Origin of the sequence: Specibacter sp. NPDC078709 (assembly GCF_040686795.1) — a bacterium.
GTDB lineage: Bacteria > Actinomycetota > Actinomycetes > Actinomycetales > Micrococcaceae > Specibacter.
On sequence record NZ_JBFBLU010000004.1, the window covers coordinates 299,919 to 316,296 of the forward strand.

General features: G+C 61.0%; 17 protein-coding genes and 7 tRNA genes. 12 read left to right on the forward strand and 12 right to left on the reverse strand.

Translation table 11 applies throughout. The features are described from left to right. Positions 1 to 35 precede the first annotated feature (35 nt). The 10 genes from AB0P14_RS10065 to AB0P14_RS10110 form a co-directional block, all read right to left on the reverse strand. A complete protein-coding gene (locus AB0P14_RS10065) occupies positions 36 to 1,598 on the reverse strand; it encodes a transcription antitermination factor NusB (RefSeq protein ID WP_363841214.1) in 1,563 nt (520 codons plus the stop codon). Beyond that, the gene (locus AB0P14_RS10070) at positions 1,595 to 2,515 is read right to left on the reverse strand and encodes a methionyl-tRNA formyltransferase (protein ID WP_363841217.1); all 921 of its coding nucleotides are present in this window, start codon (positions 2,513 to 2,515) and stop codon (positions 1,595 to 1,597) included. The genes AB0P14_RS10065 and AB0P14_RS10070 overlap by 4 nt, the downstream gene beginning before the upstream one ends. After that, positions 2,512 to 3,123 (reverse strand): peptide deformylase, encoded by a 612-nt coding sequence (gene def, locus AB0P14_RS10075; RefSeq protein WP_363841220.1) that lies wholly within the window; start codon positions 3,121 to 3,123, stop codon positions 2,512 to 2,514. Before def ends, AB0P14_RS10070 begins: the two co-directional genes overlap by 4 nt. A 78-nt stretch (positions 3,124 to 3,201) precedes the next feature. Then, positions 3,202 to 4,044, reverse strand: a complete 843-nt coding sequence (locus AB0P14_RS10080; protein ID WP_363841222.1) for a cytochrome — start codon at positions 4,042 to 4,044, stop codon at positions 3,202 to 3,204. Positions 4,045 to 4,186: 142 nt separating this feature from the next. Continuing rightward, positions 4,187 to 4,262, reverse strand: a tRNA-Gly gene (locus tag AB0P14_RS10085). Between the two features lie 47 nt (positions 4,263 to 4,309). After that, positions 4,310 to 4,381: transfer RNA gene (locus AB0P14_RS10090), tRNA-Val, on the reverse strand. A 98-nt stretch (positions 4,382 to 4,479) separates the two neighbouring features. Continuing rightward, positions 4,480 to 4,552 (reverse strand) — tRNA-Gly (locus AB0P14_RS10095). A gap of 47 nt (positions 4,553 to 4,599) precedes the next feature. Beyond that, positions 4,600 to 4,671, reverse strand: a tRNA-Val gene (locus tag AB0P14_RS10100). Positions 4,672 to 4,720: 49 nt separating this feature from the next. Further along, positions 4,721 to 4,794, reverse strand: a tRNA-Cys gene (locus tag AB0P14_RS10105). A gap of 25 nt (positions 4,795 to 4,819) precedes the next feature. Next, a tRNA-Gly gene (locus tag AB0P14_RS10110) sits at positions 4,820 to 4,892 on the reverse strand. A gap of 414 nt (positions 4,893 to 5,306) precedes the next feature. Here AB0P14_RS10110 and AB0P14_RS10115 point away from each other — a divergent pair. From AB0P14_RS10115 to AB0P14_RS10125, 3 genes are all read left to right on the forward strand, one after another. Beyond that, a tRNA-Val gene (locus AB0P14_RS10115) sits at positions 5,307 to 5,378 on the forward strand. Between the two features lie 370 nt (positions 5,379 to 5,748). Beyond that, positions 5,749 to 6,042, forward strand: a complete 294-nt coding sequence (locus AB0P14_RS10120; RefSeq protein WP_363841225.1) for a hypothetical protein — start codon at positions 5,749 to 5,751, stop codon at positions 6,040 to 6,042. 150 nt (positions 6,043 to 6,192) lie between these two features. Beyond that, positions 6,193 to 6,378 carry an antitoxin gene (locus AB0P14_RS10125; protein ID WP_363841228.1) on the forward strand — a complete coding sequence of 62 codons (186 nt, stop codon included), beginning with the start codon at positions 6,193 to 6,195 and terminating at the stop codon, positions 6,376 to 6,378. Positions 6,379 to 6,515: 137 nt separating this feature from the next. On the opposite strand, the gene zapE is transcribed toward AB0P14_RS10125, so the two are convergent. Continuing rightward, positions 6,516 to 7,586, reverse strand: coding sequence for a cell division protein ZapE (gene zapE / locus AB0P14_RS10130; protein WP_363841231.1), 1,071 nt, complete (start codon positions 7,584 to 7,586; stop codon positions 6,516 to 6,518). Positions 7,587 to 7,790: 204 nt separating this feature from the next. On the opposite strand from zapE, the gene AB0P14_RS10135 reads away from it, so the two are divergent. The 3 genes from AB0P14_RS10135 to ybaK all read left to right on the forward strand — a co-directional run bounded on the left by AB0P14_RS10135 (position 7,791) and on the right by ybaK (position 9,837). Continuing rightward, positions 7,791 to 8,714 (forward strand): sulfurtransferase, encoded by a 924-nt coding sequence (locus AB0P14_RS10135; protein ID WP_363841234.1) that lies wholly within the window; start codon positions 7,791 to 7,793, stop codon positions 8,712 to 8,714. Positions 8,715 to 8,760: 46 nt separating this feature from the next. Next, positions 8,761 to 9,219 (forward strand): SufE family protein, encoded by a 459-nt coding sequence (locus tag AB0P14_RS10140; RefSeq protein ID WP_363841237.1) that lies wholly within the window; start codon positions 8,761 to 8,763, stop codon positions 9,217 to 9,219. A 93-nt stretch (positions 9,220 to 9,312) separates the two neighbouring features. After that, positions 9,313 to 9,837 carry a Cys-tRNA(Pro) deacylase gene (ybaK, locus tag AB0P14_RS10145; protein WP_363841240.1) on the forward strand — a complete coding sequence of 175 codons (525 nt, stop codon included), beginning with the start codon at positions 9,313 to 9,315 and terminating at the stop codon, positions 9,835 to 9,837. Here ybaK and AB0P14_RS10150 read toward each other — a convergent pair. Further along, a complete protein-coding gene (locus AB0P14_RS10150) occupies positions 9,834 to 11,051 on the reverse strand; it encodes an alpha/beta fold hydrolase (RefSeq protein WP_363841243.1) in 1,218 nt (405 codons plus the stop codon). The genes ybaK and AB0P14_RS10150 overlap by 4 nt on opposite strands. A 121-nt stretch (positions 11,052 to 11,172) precedes the next feature. Between AB0P14_RS10150 and AB0P14_RS10155 the strand changes: the two genes are divergently transcribed. From AB0P14_RS10155 to AB0P14_RS10180, 6 genes are all read left to right on the forward strand, one after another. After that, complete coding sequence (locus tag AB0P14_RS10155; protein WP_363841246.1) at positions 11,173 to 11,664, forward strand: hypothetical protein; 492 nt, start codon at positions 11,173 to 11,175, stop codon at positions 11,662 to 11,664. Positions 11,665 to 11,678: 14 nt separating this feature from the next. Then, positions 11,679 to 12,125, forward strand: coding sequence for a peptide-methionine (R)-S-oxide reductase MsrB (gene msrB, locus AB0P14_RS10160; protein ID WP_363841443.1), 447 nt, complete (start codon positions 11,679 to 11,681; stop codon positions 12,123 to 12,125). 190 nt (positions 12,126 to 12,315) lie between these two features. Further along, positions 12,316 to 13,701 (forward strand): DUF6421 family protein, encoded by a 1,386-nt coding sequence (locus tag AB0P14_RS10165; RefSeq protein WP_363841249.1) that lies wholly within the window; start codon positions 12,316 to 12,318, stop codon positions 13,699 to 13,701. A gap of 18 nt (positions 13,702 to 13,719) precedes the next feature. Next, complete coding sequence (locus AB0P14_RS10170; RefSeq protein WP_363841252.1) at positions 13,720 to 14,469, forward strand: SDR family oxidoreductase; 750 nt, start codon at positions 13,720 to 13,722, stop codon at positions 14,467 to 14,469. Continuing rightward, positions 14,453 to 15,541, forward strand: coding sequence for a low specificity L-threonine aldolase (locus AB0P14_RS10175; protein WP_363841255.1), 1,089 nt, complete (start codon positions 14,453 to 14,455; stop codon positions 15,539 to 15,541). Before AB0P14_RS10170 ends, AB0P14_RS10175 begins: the two co-directional genes overlap by 17 nt. A gap of 219 nt (positions 15,542 to 15,760) precedes the next feature. Beyond that, positions 15,761 to 16,339 (forward strand): DUF3000 domain-containing protein, encoded by a 579-nt coding sequence (locus AB0P14_RS10180; protein WP_363841257.1) that lies wholly within the window; start codon positions 15,761 to 15,763, stop codon positions 16,337 to 16,339. Positions 16,340 to 16,378: the final 39 nt, after the last annotated feature.

Sequence of the window (16,378 nt, forward strand, 5' to 3'; positions counted from 1 at the left end):
CTGGCGGTTCAGTTCTTAGGCCGAGTTCTTGCGGATCAATTCTTGCGGATCAGAGCCAAGAACATGGCATCGCTCTGGTGGATATGCGGCCACAGCTGGGCCATCATCCGGTGTCCGGGAACGGAGGCTGTGGTGTTGCCGGCGCCCACGGAACCGCTGATGCTGGCCGCATCAAGGGCGGCACCGGCATCGATCAGCTCCAGTTCAGGACGCTTGCGCATGGCGTCTTCAACCACGGCGATGGTTTCGGCAATATGCGGCGAACAGGTCACATAGGCCACCACTCCCCCGGGTTTGACGGCGTCAAGTGCCGAGGTGAGCAGCTCACGCTGCAGCGGGCCCAGCTCGGTGACGTCGGAGAGCTTGCGGCGCCAGCGTGATTCGGGACGGCGGCGCAAGGCACCCAGACCTGTGCAGGGCGCATCGACCAGGATGCGATCGAACGCGCCGGGGTGCTCCTTACCAATGTCGCGGCCGTCTCCGGTCCGTACCGTCCAGGCGTCCTGCGGAACAGGGGCCAATGCCTGCGAAACAAGTTTGGCGCGGTGAGGAGCCGGCTCGTTAGCCAGCAACCAAGCATTCTTTTGTGCGGCCAAGGCAGCCAGCAGGGCTGCTTTACCACCCGGTCCGGCGCACAGATCAAGCCAGCGCTCCTCGCCGTCGTTCTTCTCAGCGGAGATCTCTACGCCAGCCAAGGCACGGGCCACCAGCTGCGAGCCGGCGTCCTGAACGCGGACGGAGCCGTCGCGGACACTGTCAAGGCGACCCAAATCGCCACCGGATGAGAGCGCGGAATCGGCCACGAGCTCGCCCGGGGTGAAGCCAGCTTCGAAGGCTTCAGAGAGATCGCCCAAACCGGGCAGGGCCACAAGGTTGACCACGGGGGCGGCGTTGTCGGCTTCCAGCAGGGCTGTGATTTCGGAGACGTCGCGACCGTGAGCCACCAGCGCCTGGCGCATCGCACGGACGATCCACTCGGGGTGAGCGTGCTCAATGGAGGCGATCTTGACGTCGTCGCTCAGGCCCTCGGTGAGCTGTTCAATCCATTCCGGGAGTTCCTTGGCTGCAACCTTACGCAGCACGGCATTGACCAGACCGGACGGCCCGGCCCCAATCACGGCACGGGCCAGACCAACGGTCTGATCCAGGGCGGCGTGGGTGGGCACGCGCATGGCCATGAGCTGGTGGGCGCCAATGCGCAGCGCGTCCAGAATGGCGGGGTCCAGTTCGCTGAGAGGACGGTCAACGCAGGTGGCCAAAATGGCGTCGTAGGTGCCTTGGGCACGTAGCGCGCCGTAGGTCAGCTCGGTGGCGAAACCGGCGTCGCGGCGATCCAATCCGTGCTTGCGGATACGGGCCGGCAACACCAGGTTGGCGTACGCGTCATCGGCCGAGACAGCGCGGAGCACCTCGAAGGCCACCAACCGCGCGGGGTCGGCCACGCGGGTGCGCTGGCCCGGCGCGGTCTCGGTCCGGTTGCGGCCGGTGCTACGGTTGCGTTCGCGCCCGGAATCATCACGACGCCGGACGCCGCCGCCTTGGCTGTTGCCCTGGTGGCTGCTCTGGTGGCTGGAACGCCCGCCTTGCTCGCTGGTCATTCAAACACCACATCTTCCTTGTTGCCTAGGCCGCGGGCCCAGTCTGTTGCCTTCATAAGTTTTTTACCTGCAGGTTGCACGTCCACGAGCTCCACGGCGTGCGATCCGGTGCCCACCACAACGATTTTCCCACTGATGAGTAGTTGCCCGGGTACCAAATCTGTTACGTCCGGACGCATCAGCACAGGTCCCAGTTTGAAACGCTGTCCAGCCAACATGGTCCACGCGCCGGGTTCGCTGGTGACTCCCCGGATACGGCGGTTGATGGCCAGTGCTGGTTCGCCCCAGGCCACGTGGCCGTCTTCAAGTGTGAGCTTGGGAGCCAGCGAGATCTCGCCTTGCTGGGGAATCCCGGTCAGGGCTCCGGCGCCGATGCCGTCAATGGTCTGTGCCAACAGGATTGCTCCACTGTGTGAGAGCCGTTCAAGTAGGGCGGCGCTGGTGTCGGTGGGCCGAATCGTCTCTGTCATGGTGCCGTAGACCGGGCCGGTGTCGAGTCCCTTTTCGAGCAGGAACGTCGAGGCGCCGGTGATCTCGTCGCCGTTAATGACGGCGTGCTGCACGGGTGCCGCACCGCGCCAGGCTGGCAACAGTGAGAAGTGCAGGTTGATCCAGCCGTGCGTGGGCAGGGTCAGTGCGGAGGCTGGGATCAGGGCACCGTAGGCAACAATGGCGGCCACCTCGGGGGCCGCGGCGGCGATGGCCGCGGCAGCTTCGGCGTCGATCTTGTCTGCCTTGATGACGGGCAGGCCCAGCTCTTGGGCGCGGGCAGCAACGGGCGACGGCGTCATGACCCTTTTGCGGCCCAGCGGCGCGTCGGGACGAGTCAGCACGGCGACGATCTCATGGCCTGCCTCGCGCAGGACTTCCAGGGACGGTAACGCTACGGCGGGGGTTCCGGCAAAGAGGACCCTCATTGGGCGGCTCCTGCGCCGGTGCCAGCACCAGCACTAGCGCCCGCGCCTGCACCGAATGAGCCACCAAAGGCGGAGCCCACAGTCTTGGCGCGCTTGGCTACGGTTTCATTTGTAACATCGTGATAGTTCGCCGTGCGAATGGCCCGGAGCGCGTCCTTGCGGTCCTCACCTTCGAGTCGATCAACATACAGCTTGCCGTTGAGGTGATCTGTTTCGTGCTGGAAGCACTTGGCCAAGGTGCCTGTGGCTTCCATGTCCAGTGGCTTGTCGTGCTGATCAACCCCGGTGATACGCACCCAGCGCTGGCGAGACACGGTGTAGCCAAGTCCGGGCACGGAGAGGCATCCCTCTGGCTCGCCGGGGGCCATATCGTCGCTGGCCACCAACACCGGGTTGATGATGTGCCCTTCGGCACCGTCCACGGAGTAAGTAAAGATGCGCTTGTTGACACCGATCTGGGGTGCGGCCAGCCCGGCTCCACGGACATCGTGCATGGTTTCGGTCATGTCGGAAATCAACTTGGCCAGCTCGGGGCCAAAGTCGCTCACTTCCTCGGCAACGGTTCGCAGGATAGGGTCGCCAATGATGCGAATGCTCAGGATGGCCATGGGAGGGCACCTCACTTTGGAATTGATGCAGGCCGAATCAGGCCTGTGGAACTGCTTTGGGACAAGTCTAGTTGGCGGTTACTGCCCGGGAGGCGCAATATCGAGCAATGGAGTACCCGCTTCTGCCGCTTCCAATGAGGTTTGCCACACTCGCCGCAATGAGGCGAACTTGAACCAGTGCGCTTTCAGGACCTGAGGGTTGGCCTGCAAGGTGCGAACTTCCGTTTCGCCAATGGCTACGCCCAGCAGGATGGGATCTTGACCGTATTTCCAGGCCTCCCAGGTGCCGGCTGCCTCGTCAATGATCGACTCTTCGGCCTTCATCCCGGCCACGAGCTGCATGACCACCTTCGCATCCAGGCTCTTGACCTGACCGTTGCGGTCGGTGCCCTTGGTCTTGTAATCGATGATGCACAAACGTCCACCAATGGTCGCCACTAGGTCCAAGGTTCCGGCATAGCCCAGAGTCTCATTCCACACGGTGATTTCCGGGCGCAGCGGCTGGACGTTATATTCGCTCCACCAGTTGTCAAAGCGGAGCGCAAAGTTCTCTTCGCCGTGTTCGGCCAGCGATTCCTTGGCTTCGGCCAGCTGGTGTGGCATATCCAAGGCGCGCAAAGCCACCTGTTCGCAGTAGTTATGAACCCTGTCTCCACGGGCCGCAGCGGCATCGCGAAACTGTTCGGCGGCGTTGGAGCTGTCGCGTACTACAGTGCGCAACTGACCGGGATTACCCACGGCTGAACTTAGATCGGGGTGTTTCACCACGGCCGTGGCCGCCATGTATCCGATCCATCCATCCAAAGACGTGGATTGTTGCCCAATCACTGTGGTGATGGAGGGGACCTTGGGCGGGTCTTGCAGGGAACGGGCGTACATGCGCCCTAATTCTGTGCTGTGGGCCAAAGCTGGAGCTGTCATGCTTCTACTATTCCACTTCCGTCCGACACTGTGCCGCAGGTGATCCGCAGCCTGTGGACAAGTCAGGACCGGCAGCTATGGCCGGCGCTTCGTTGGACAATAAAAAAACTGCCGAACCCCTGGGGATTCGGCAGTCTTTAGATGGAGCGGTTGACGAGATTCGAACTCGCGACATCCACCTTGGCAAGGTGGTGCTCTACCAGCTGAGCTACAACCGCATTACTACTTCTCAGATTGCTCTGAAGGAATGAACTACATTCATCCGTGGGCGATACTGGGATCGAACCAGTGACCTCTTCCGTGTCAGGGAAGCGCGCTACCGCTGCGCCAATCGCCCAATGATTTCATGTGAATGAAAGCCGTGGTCTTGCATGGAGTTGCCCTGCATGGAACTGCCGGAACCCAAAGATTCCGGCAGTCTCACAACATTTTCCGAGCGGTTGACGAGATTCGAACTCGCGACATCCACCTTGGCAAGGTGGTGCTCTACCAGCTGAGCTACAACCGCATTACTACTTCTCAGATTGCTCTGAAGGAATGAACTACATTCATCCGTGGGCGATACTGGGATCGAACCAGTGACCTCTTCCGTGTCAGGGAAGCGCGCTACCGCTGCGCCAATCGCCCAAATGCATCTCGCTGAACTATACAGCAAAATACTTTTGGATCAGCCAAATGGAGGTGGGAACGGGATTCGAACCCGTGTGCACGGATTTGCAGTCCGTTGCCTCGCCTCTCGGCCACCCCACCATGCGAACTGAAATGGTGTCATGCGAGCGGTTGACGAGATTCGAACTCGCGACATCCACCTTGGCAAGGTGGTGCTCTACCAGCTGAGCTACAACCGCATAAGCGACATTTTCTTCTCTCGGCGTTTCCGCTTCGGTAGTCCGTGTTGCTGCGGTGAAAACATTACATGAGCAGAATCCGAAACACCAAATCGAACATCCTCGCGAACCCTCGAGAGCAGACCCAACCGCCATGCTTCGTTGAGTTGGTGCGGATCTGAGGTTTCCCATTCGAATTACAAAGGTGTCATTTAGACCCACTTTGGGCCCATTTGGGGGCGCCGCGGAGAAAATTTATCGTGAGGCCATCGTCACATCTTGTTCCATCAGGCAAGCGCTGAGAGGCCCCGCCTGGCTCGGCTCACGTTCCTGTCATGTTCCTGCAGGAGCGATTATGAGTAGGGGAAAGTTTGGGCTATTGTTTTCAACGCACCAAGGATCACGCATAGCCCTTCAGGGATGTGCACGTGAATTGGGCGATTGGCGCAGTGGTAGCGCGTTCCGTTCACACCGGAGAGGTCGCTGGTTCGAACCCAGTATCGCCCACATAAAAGAAAGCCCTTCTGCTCAGCACACACGCTGAGGAGAAGGGCTTTTTCGTGCCAGAAATGGGGGATCCCCGGGTTAGCGGGTTAGCGGCCAAAATGTGTGTACAGCCCGGGCGCGTCAGTGGGTTCTGCTTCGAAACAGCAGATGATGCGCTGAACCTGGTCGAAACTGCAGATAACGCGACAAATTCGCGGTTTTCATCGCATTATCTGCGTTTTCAAATCCAGCCCGTAACCACATAGCGGCCGTCCCGTCCAGCGCAGCCACCATTGCCTGACCGGTGGCCTAGCCCGTCGAGACCCCCGAGCACTAACTCCAAACCTAGAGCTCCGAATCTTTGTCAGTGCCTGCCGGTAGCGTGCCCTGCATGGTGAGTGAAGACATGGTGAGTGTAGAAGTGACGATGAGCAGCGGTGGCCCGATTTCTTTTGTCAGGGGCGGCAGGATGTGGCATGTGGGCGTGCAGCCCGTGCGCTGGTTCGAACGGGTGGATTGGTGGCACACTGCCCGGCGCTTACCTCGCCTCATGGACGTGGAAGTGTGGCAGGTGCAGGCAAGGATCGGCCACAACCCAAAGACTCCCCTGGTCACCTTTGAACTAGTGCTTGGTCAAGACCGGGCCACGTGGAGCGTCCGCTCAATGGCTACGATCGCCGCGTAGTGATGAATACACAGGGATGACACATAGGCGTGAAATCAGCCCTTCAGCCTTCGGCACAATTGAAAGAAATGTCGTTGACAACGTGAGGACAGCCACTAGGCTAGAAAAAGTTGGGGCGCCAATAGCCCCAGGAACGAAGGGAGGTGCCTTTTGTCTATTTTTGACGATATCAAGGGCAAGGCCGAAGGACTGATCAACGGTAACGAAGATGCTATCAAGGGTGGCATCGAGAAGGCCGGGGACTTTGTTGACGGGAAGACCGGCGACAAGTTCAAGGATCAGGTGGACGGAGTCCAGAAAGCAGCGTCAGACTTTGTAGATGGCGCAGGCAAGTAGCCTGACCCCTTCGCCCTGTTGAATGGCGTCAAAGAAGGCCCCGGTACTGTCGAGAGACGGCACCGGGGCCTTTCGCATTCCCCGAACTAAGACGAAACTAAGATAAAACTAAGACAAGAAGCTAAAGCAAACCGTCGTCAGCCAACGGGCTGACGGTCTCCAATTTCTTGTGCCTCACGGGCCAAAGCTGTCAGGCGCGAGACGGCACGGAAGTACTTCTTCTGGTATCCACCGGTCATCATTTCAGGGGTGAACAACTGATCCAGTGGGACACCGCTGGCCAGGATCGGCACGTCCTTGTCGTATAGTCGGTCAGCCAGCACCACAAAGCGCAAAGCCACCGATTGTTCGGTGATGGTGTGCACATTGCGCCACACCACGGCGTCGATATCGGAGAGCATCTGCCGGTAGCGGGACGGGTGGACGCCAGCCAAGTGGTCAACCAGAACACTAAAGTCGTCAACAGCAACGGTGCGCCCAGGAAAGTCCTGACGCATGCGCGAGTCTAGATCGCTATTGGCTACCGGTTCGGGGGGTGTGGGCAGGCCACGGTGGCGGAAGTCCTCACCATCAATATGCAGGATCTCAAACTGGTCGGCCAACACCTGGATCTCTCGCTTGAAATCGACGGCGGCAAAGCGCCCATCGCCCAAGGATCCGGGCAGTGTGTTAGAGGTGGCCGCGAGCCGCACTCCGGCGTCGGCCAATTCGCGCATGAGGCGCGACATCAGCACTGTATCGCCCGGATCATCGAGTTCAAACTCGTCAATGCACACCAACTTGTACGTGCTCAATGCCTCGACCGTCTTGCGGAATGACAACGCTCCCACCAAGTTGGTGTACTCCACAAAGGTGCCGATGGCTTTGGGGCCCTCAACCTCATGCCACAGCGATGACAACAGGTGGGTCTTGCCCACGCCGAAGCCGCCATCAAGATAAATCCCGGCACGTCCGCCGGCACCATTGGACTTGGCCTTAGCTTTGCCTCCGAAGAATTTCCGCAGACCACCCGCAGCCGGCTTCTTCGCCGTATCGTTGGCAAAACCCTTCAGCAGAGTCACTGCCTCCGCTTGCGAGGGTTGGGAGGGATCCGGGCGGTAGCTATCGAAAGAAACCTCACCAAAGCGCGGTGATGGGACAAAACCCGCTAGCAGTTCATCCACCGAAACCGCCGGGCGGCGCGTGGAAAGTTGCTCAACCTGTACCAAGAAAGATTTCCGATCATCAAGAAATTTGCGCAGACCACAGCATGGGGTCCACAACTCACGTTTCTAAGAATACCCACGCCATATTGCGTAGCGTTAACGAAAGGAAGCTTTAGGGCTCCCCCATGGTTACGCTCAATGAGAGGTTCAGCTGCTGCCCCGACCATGCGGCACCAGCTATGAACCACCTAGTTTAGAAGGGGCATCATGCCAGTAGCAGTAGAAACAAATGAGAAGTTCGCATCGTACGCCCACCCGGAGCGCCTGGTTTCCACCGAGTGGCTGGCCGCCGCGCTGGCCGACGGCGCCGCAACGGACGGGCGCATTGTGGTGGTTGAATCCGATGAGGACGTATTGCTGTACGAGACCGGCCACATCCCGGGTTCTGTCAAGATTGACTGGCACACAGACCTGAACGACGACGTCACCCGCGACTACATTGACGGCGCGGCTTTTGCACTGCTCGCCCAGGCCAAGGGCATCTCCCGCGATTCCACAGTCATTGTGTACGGCGACAAGTCCAACTGGTGGGCCGCCTACGCGCTCTGGGTCTTCACCCTGTTCGGTCACGAAGACGTTCGCCTGCTTGACGGCGGCCGTGACAAGTGGATTGCCGAAGGCCGCGAGCTGACCACCGACGCCACCGAGGTAACACCCTCCCCCGAGTACCCGGTCGTGGAGCGCAACGACGCCCCCATCCGCGCCTACAAGGAAGATGTCCTGGCGCACTTGGGCAAGCCGCTCATCGATGTCCGTTCCACCGAGGAATACACTGGCGAACGCACCCACATGCCCGCCTACCCCCAGGAAGGCACGCTGCGTGGCGGTCACATCCCCACCGCCGCATCCATCCCGTGGGCCCGCGCCGCTGCCGAAGACGGAACGTACCGCTCACGTGAAGAACTCGAGGCGCTGTACCTCGGCGAAGCCGGTTTGGTTCCGGGCGACGACGTGGTTGCTTACTGCCGCATCGGCGAGCGTTCCAGCCACACCTGGTTCGCCCTGAAATACTTGCTGGGCTTCGAGACCGTCCGCAACTACGACGGTTCCTGGACCGAGTGGGGCAACGCCGTTCGCGTCCCCATCGCCGTGGGCACCGAGCGCGGCGAACTCCCCGTCTCGGCAAACTAACCACCACGTTTTACACCCAACAGAAAAGAAACGTACGCTTTAGTCGATGACTACTTCACAAGCACTGCCAGCTGCATTGGCCGAGATCGTCAAGGATTTTCAGGAACTGGGAGAACGGGACCGGCTGACGCTATTACTGGACTTCTCCAAGTCGCTGCCGCCTTTGCCGGACCGGCTCAAGGATCACCCCGAGCTCTTGGAGCAGGTGGTGGAATGCCAGTCACCACTGTTTTTGACGGTGGAATCGGAAAAGACGGACGACGGCGAGGTGGTGCGTCTGTTCTTCCAGGCACCTCCCGAGGCACCCACCACGCGCGGCTTTGCTTCCGTATTGTTTGAGGGTTTGGACGGGTTGACCGCAGCAGAAATCCTCGCCGTACCGGATGACATGCCCGAACAGTTGGGTCTGACCCGCGCTATTTCGCCTCTTCGCATGCGCGGCATGTCCGCCATGCTGGGTCGCGTCAAGCGCAAGATCAACGGTGGGCTGCGACCGGCCGCCTAGGCTGGCCGGCATTCGCTCGCTGTAGCAAAGCCCCGGTTCTCTGACCTCGACTACGTCGGGGAGCCGGGGCTTTGTGCTGCCATAATTGATGCCATGGCCAAGAAGAACACTGCCTCGAAAAATGGTGCAGCAGGTACCGGCACTCCGGCAACCGTCGCACTCACCCAATCCGGGATCAGTTTTACCGCACACCCCTACGACCACGATCCTGCCAACACCAACTACGGCATGGAAGCGGCAACGGTTTTGGGGATCGAGCCAGCCCGGGTGTTCAAAACCCTGATGACGGATGTGGCCGGAACTCTGGCAGTTGCTATTGTGCCCGTGGATGGAACCCTAGATCTGAAGGCCATGGCTCAGACTTTGGGCCATAAGAAGGCCACTATGGCGGATCCCGCCACTGCCCAACGCCGCACCGGCTATGTATTGGGTGGCATCTCGCCCATTGGCCAGCGCCAACACTCCCCCACCATACTGGACGAATCGGCGCTGAACCACGAGACCATCCTGGTCTCCGGTGGCCGCCGCGGCTTCGATATCGAGCTGGCCCCGAGGGATCTGATCACCATTACCAAGGCCACAACAGCAAAAATCGGCAGCCCAACTCGGCAAGCCTAGTGCCGTGGCAGGCTGTGTCGCCCCAATCGGGGCGATAACCAGGTTTCCACCACGTTCTCCCACCGCTCCCGGTCCACATTCCATTCTTTAGTGTGCCGGGCCTTGGAGAACGGCTCGAACGTCACCATTTCGGGGTTCCGCCTGGCCAATTCTGCGGTGGGTTCATAGGGGACAAAGTCGTCGTCGATGCTGTGCAGAATCAACGACGGCGTCCGCAACTCCACTGCTCGCGTCACCCAGTCCATGCTCTTGAGGTTTACCGGTGCAGCCAACCCAGTGATACGCCGCCCCAGTGGATGAGTCAGCATAACCTCGGCGTACTGGCCGATGAAGTTCGGGATGCGGTTCAGCTGCGCTTGGTGAGCCAGCACATTCACCCAATTGATGACCGGGGCGTCCAGCACCATGGCTAGGACGTGTTTCCGGTTCCGGGCCAGATCAGCTGTTTGCAAACTGATGGCCCCGCCCATGGAATAGCCAAAAAGCACTACGTCCTTGGCGCCGTGGGCGATGGCATAGTCGATGGCCACTTCTACATCGGCCCATTCGGTGACCCCCAGCCCATAGCGGCCGTCGGGCGCGGCGGGGGCATCGCCGTCGTTCCTGTAGGAAATCAGCAAGGCGTTCATGCCGAGGCGGTGCGCGGTGGGAACAGCACGCAGACCTTCGTTGCGGGTGGCGCCACGCCCGTGCACCATGATGGCCCAGGTAGCTCCGGCGGAGGGCGCGGGCAGCAGCCACGCTGGGGCCGGGCCGTCGGGCAGATTCAGCGTCACATCCTCGAACGCCAAGCCCATCTCATCCGGGTGAGCATGCAAATTACCGGACCACCAGCCTGCCGTTGCCGTGCGCAAATCACCGCCGTGGACGGATAGAACCTCGCGGGTGACGCTGCCTTCGCGCGGCACATAGGAGAGGATGCGGCCAATGACGGCGTGGGCGCGGCTGTTGTTGAAGTACAGCCCGTAACTGCCCTCGATGATGGTGTCCGGGGTGGCTTCGAGCACGATTTGCAGCTCTGGACCGTCGGAGATCACGGCCAGTACGGCGACGTCGTCCATCCGTTGTTTCTCCGGCGTGACGATGCGCCGGGCGAAGTAGACGGCCAGAGCGGAGGTTGCCGTCACCACCGCTACCGCTCCGGTGCCTGCCGCGGCGGCCCCGAGGGCACCCCACTTGAGCCATGGACTGGACTGCTGCGAAGAGGAAGCCATGCCACCATTGTGCCCACTGCCCGGCGGCCCGTCGAGCGGCACACCGGGAGGTTCGTAACTTTCTTCGCACAACTTGGGCCGTGGTCATTGTTTATGGTGCATGGGCGCCTAAGCTGGTGCCATGAGCGAGCAGATCATCATTTTGACCGAAGAAGCCCTGACGTCCACTGACGTGGCTAACATCACTAACCTCTACGGGCCAGGGGATGACGTGGAGTTGGTGCTGCTGGTGCCGGCGGACACGCATCGTAATCTCTTCGTGGACGTCGTTGACCAGTTGACCATGCTTGATGTGCCCGGCGCCCTGCGCGAATTCCGTGAAAAACCGGATGCCGCCACAGTGAAGGCCGAGGCTACGGAAATTCTCGCCGCCTCCCTGGCGGTGCTGTCAGCAGGGGACGCCAAGGCTTCCGGCACGGTTGCCGAGGGCGACGCCGTTGCCTCCTTGGTCGCCAAGGTCACCGAGTCCGGTGCCCGGCAGGCGGTGGTGGTCACCCGCCCCCACGCCGTTGCAGACACCTTCCGCCAGGACTGGGCGCACCAGGCGCAACGCAAGTTGGGGCTGCCGGTTTTGCATTTGTATTCCGATTCGGGATTTATTGGCGACTCCTGAACGTTGGCATGAGTATGAACAGCTTTGAGAATTCCACCAACCCCGCCACCCCTGCGCCCACTGCCCCTGCCGTTGTGAAGAGCGATGCCCAGTGGCGTGAAGAACTCTCCCCCGCCGAGTATCAGGTGCTGCGCCAAGCAGGCACCGAACGTCCTTTCACTGGTGAATACTGGGACTCCATGCAGGAGGGGGTGTACGAGTGTCGTGCTTGTGGGGCCGAACTCTTCACCTCGAAGGAGAAGTTCTCTTCACATTGCGGCTGGCCGTCCTTCTTCGCCCCGCTGGCAGAAGGCTCCGTGAGGTACCTGCATGACAACACCTTGGGGATGGAACGCATTGAAGTGCGCTGCACCGCCTGCGATTCGCATCTGGGTCACCTCTTTAAGGGTGAAGGCTATGACACCCCCACCGATGAGCGCTTCTGCATTAACTCCATCTCAATGACCCTGCGCGAAGGCTGAGAAGCAGGCCCGCGGGGAGGTTGACTCGAAGGCTCACGGGAACTGTCGCCACAAGGTCCCTTAAAGCCATCGAGACCAAGAGTCTCTTATGCTTAGGCACTTTTTACATTAGCTTTGCTATTCCATTGCTAGGCTCGGAATTAATCTAGCCGGGACTCCTCCGGCATCCGAGTAGCCAGGGGAAACTGCCATGAGCATCACGATCGAAACCAGCGGCGGCATCAGCACTTTCGACTACGCCGCCTTGGCCCAGGGCCCTGCATGGCTTGCCCTGAAACAGGCCGCCACCGCATTGCAGGACTTGCAGGCCAAGGACGGCTCCGTCCCCGAGGCTGGAGATCATGCCGCCGCCACGAAACTGATCGCGACCATCACAGCTTCGATGGAGACCTTGGCCCCGCATTTCCCCCACGACGCCCGCTACCTTGAGCTGGCCGTGGCTGACTTCAACAAGTGGGTGACAGCTGGCCTGGGCGTACCGGACTTCCTGGATTCGCTGCTGGCTTTCAACCCTCAAGAACACCGTGTTGACGGACTGGGGCACTTGGTGGTGTTCCCCATGTACACCCAAAACGGTTCAACGTCACGCTTCGTTGAGGCCGTTCTGGTGGAAACGCTCTGGCCTGAATTCATTGGCGAGCTGGAAGCCGGGAACTACTCCAACAAGCTCTTCGTGCCGCTGCGTTTCCTCGACTTCACCCCCGGCTACAACAGCAACTCCGCCGTACTGTTCCCGGAAAGCGTCTCCGTGCGGGAAACTCCCACTTTCACGTGGGGGGCCATTTTCCAGGACCGCGAAGCCGCCCGCTTCCGTCGCGTGGTCCGGGAGGCAGCTGCGGTGACCAGGCTGGAATTGCCGGCAGACGCGCTCGAACTCCTGGAGAACCAGTCCCTGACACAGGAAACGTTCATCATGTGGGACCTCATCCATGACCGAACCCACATGCGCGGGGACCTGCCGTTTGACCCATTCATGATCAAACAGCGCATGCCGTACTTCCTGTATTCGCTGGAGGAACTGCGCTGTGATCTCACGGCGTACCGCGAATCGGTGGCTGTGGAGGCTGATGAGAGTGCCTCTCCCGAGGCGCGCAAGCACGCGAAACTGGTCCAGTACGCCGTCATTTTTGACCGTATTTTCCGCTTCGCCATCACCGGCACGCGCGTTCGCAACTACGACGGTCTCGGTGGACAGTTGCTGTTCGCGTGGCTGCACCAGCACCATGTGCTGCACTGGACCGACACCAAGCTGACCATTGATTGGGCCGAAGTACCGGCCGTGGTCATTGCGCTGGGACACGAGATTGAGGAGCTGTATTGGCGCTCGATCGACCGTCCCAAGTTGGCGCATTGGCTGGCCGCCTATGAGCTGGTCTCGGCCACGGTGACCCCGAACCCTGCGTCCACCTGGGCGAAGGGCCCTGACGCCCTGCCGCTGAGCGCCCCGCTGCGCGAGATCACAGATCGGGTCATGGATGACGAATTCCCGCTCTCCATGTTCTACGAAGCGCTGAACAAGAAGATGCGTACCGTCATCGAATCCACCGCGGGCATCACCGGCACCAGCGCCGCGTAGGTGGGTAGTGTTGGAGGCATGACTAGTCCTTTGGTAGTAATCGCCGGCGGCAGCAGTGCCGCCGGCGTTGCCGTGGCCCAAGCCCTGCTTGGCGCTGGTATGCGTGTGTTGACAGTAGGGTCCGACGCCGGACGGATCCAGGCGGCGGCTAGCCTCACCGCCGGTGCCGTCCCCCTGGCGTGTAATCTTGGTGATCCCGAGGACGTGGCCGATCTGGCCGAGGATATCCACGAAGGGTTCGGGCCCGTGGATGGCCTGATCCATTTGGTGGGCGGCTGGCGCGGAGGTGCGGGGATCACGTCTCAGAGCGATGCCGATTGGGATTTCCTCCACACAACAGTGCTGACCACGCTGCGCACCACGAGCCGTGCGTTTTACGACGACCTCGCGGCTTCGCCCGTGGGCCGGCTGGCCATCGTTTCCTCCACCACTGTCACGGCTCCGGGCGCTGGGGACGCCAACTATGCCTCGATCAAGGCGGCCGCGGAAACGTGGGTGCGGTCCGTGGCGGCTGGCTTCGCGGCCGTTTCCCCCGCAGATAGCGAAGCCGGGACAGCGGACGGCGACGGAGCTTCCGAAGGTGGGGCGGCCGGCGTCGTACTTGTGGTGAAGGCGCTACTCGATGATGGCATGCGCGCCCGCTCCCCCGAACGCCGTTTCCCCGGATTCACTGACGTGGCCGTTTTGGGGCAGGCTGTGGCGGAGCTGTTCAGCACGCCCGCGGCCGAGCTCAACGGCGCACGCATTATTCTTGACAGCAACTCATAACCTGAAAGGCATCGTGAACATCGACGCACAACTCCATGACCCCTCTGTGAGCAGTTTCGCCTCAGATAACTACTCCGGCATCCACCCGGAGGTACTCGCCGCCCTGGCCGCAGCCAATGGCGGACACCAGACGGCGTACGGCGAGGACGTGTACACGGCCCGGCTGCGCGAGGAGATGAGCACGCTTTTCGGCAAAGAGGTGGACGTTTTCCCCGTGTTCAACGGCACGGGCGCCAATGTGGTGGGGCTGCAATCGTTACTGCCGCGTTGGGGTGCTGTGGTGTGCGCGGCCACGGCCCACATCCACAACGATGAAAATGGGGCGCCGGAGCGTGTGGGCGGCATGAAGCTGCTGCCCGTTGCTACTGCTGACGGCAAACTCACCCCGGAACTGATCGACAAGGAAGCGTGGGGTTTCGGCGACGAGCACCGTGCGCAGCCGCTGGCCGTTTCCATCACGCAGACCACCGAACTGGGCACCTGCTACACGCCGGAGGAAGTGCGCGCCATCTGCGATCATGCCCATTCCTTGGGTATGAAAGTGCACATGGATGGCGCCCGGTTGGCCAATGCGGCCGCTTACTTGGGTGTTCCTGTACGCGAATTCACCTCCGATGCTGGCGTGGATGTCCTCTCGTTTGGTGGGACCAAGAACGGCATCATGTTTGGCGAGGTTGTTGTGGCGCTGAACCCGAGCGCCGCCGACGGCCTCATTTACCTGCGCAAGATGAACATGCAGTTGGCGTCTAAGATGCGCTTCATCTCGGCTCAGGTGCTGGCGCTGCTGCGCGATGATCTCTGGCTGCGTTCGGCTTCTCATGCCAACGCCATGGCGGCTAAGCTGCGCGCCGCCGTGGAGGATCTGCCCGGCGTGCAGTGCACCCAGGCCACCCAATCGAACGGTATTTTCGCGATTCTGCCCGAGGGTGTGGCTGACCGGCTGCGCCAGAACTTCAAGTTCTACGACTGGGATGCCGCGGCACGGGAAGTTCGCTGGATGTGCTCCTTCGACACCACCGAAGCAGATATCGATGCCTTCGCAGCGGCGGTGCGCAGGGAGCTTCAGGCCTAGCTGCACTCCTGCGTACCGCTTGACGGCGCTCCGGTTTTTGGGGCGCCTTGAGGCAATTTGGGGCGCCTTTGGGGCAATTTTGGGTGCGTGTTTTTTGGGCGCCGGACCGGGCTAGCGATGTCCGATCCGGCGCCTGCGCTGCATCCCATCAGGGGCGGCTCCGTACCTGATTCGGCGCGCCTGTCGCGCTTTGTCCCGCTCACGTCATAACCTGCACATGTGAGCCACGATCTCCAACTGCCTGCCGACTTCCAAGAAGCCTTGGTTGGTTTGCGTGCTGCCCCGCATCGCAGCGAGCTCACGCTAGCTGAAGTACCCGCTCCCTCCCGGCTGGCGCCCTACGGAGTTGCTCTCGGAGCAGAGGTTTTGCTGGAAGGCGAAGAACTCGCCACCGGCCGCTTCATCCTCCTGCATGACCCCAACGGCTCCGATCTTTGGGGCGGGACGTTCAGGATCGTCACTTACATTCGGGCGCAACTCGAAGCCGATATTGGCAACGACTCCCTCCTGGGCAATGTTGCTTGGGCGTGGCTGGTTGAGTCTCTGGATGAGCATGGCGCACGGCACAGCAACGCTGGTGGCACCGCCACACGGATCCTCTCGGAATCGTATGGCTCGCTGGCATCTCGGCCCGACGCCATCGATATTGAGTTGCGTGCCTCGTGGACTCCCGAGGGCCGCGATATGAGGTCTCATCTGGATGCTTGGGTGGACATTGTCTGTACCTTTGCAGGTTTGCCGCCCGTGCCCGACGGCGTGACCTTACTCCCACAGCGGCGGCCTCGACCCAACGGCTGAGCTGTTCACTGTTCGTCAGCCCGGACCCCAGAAGGCAAT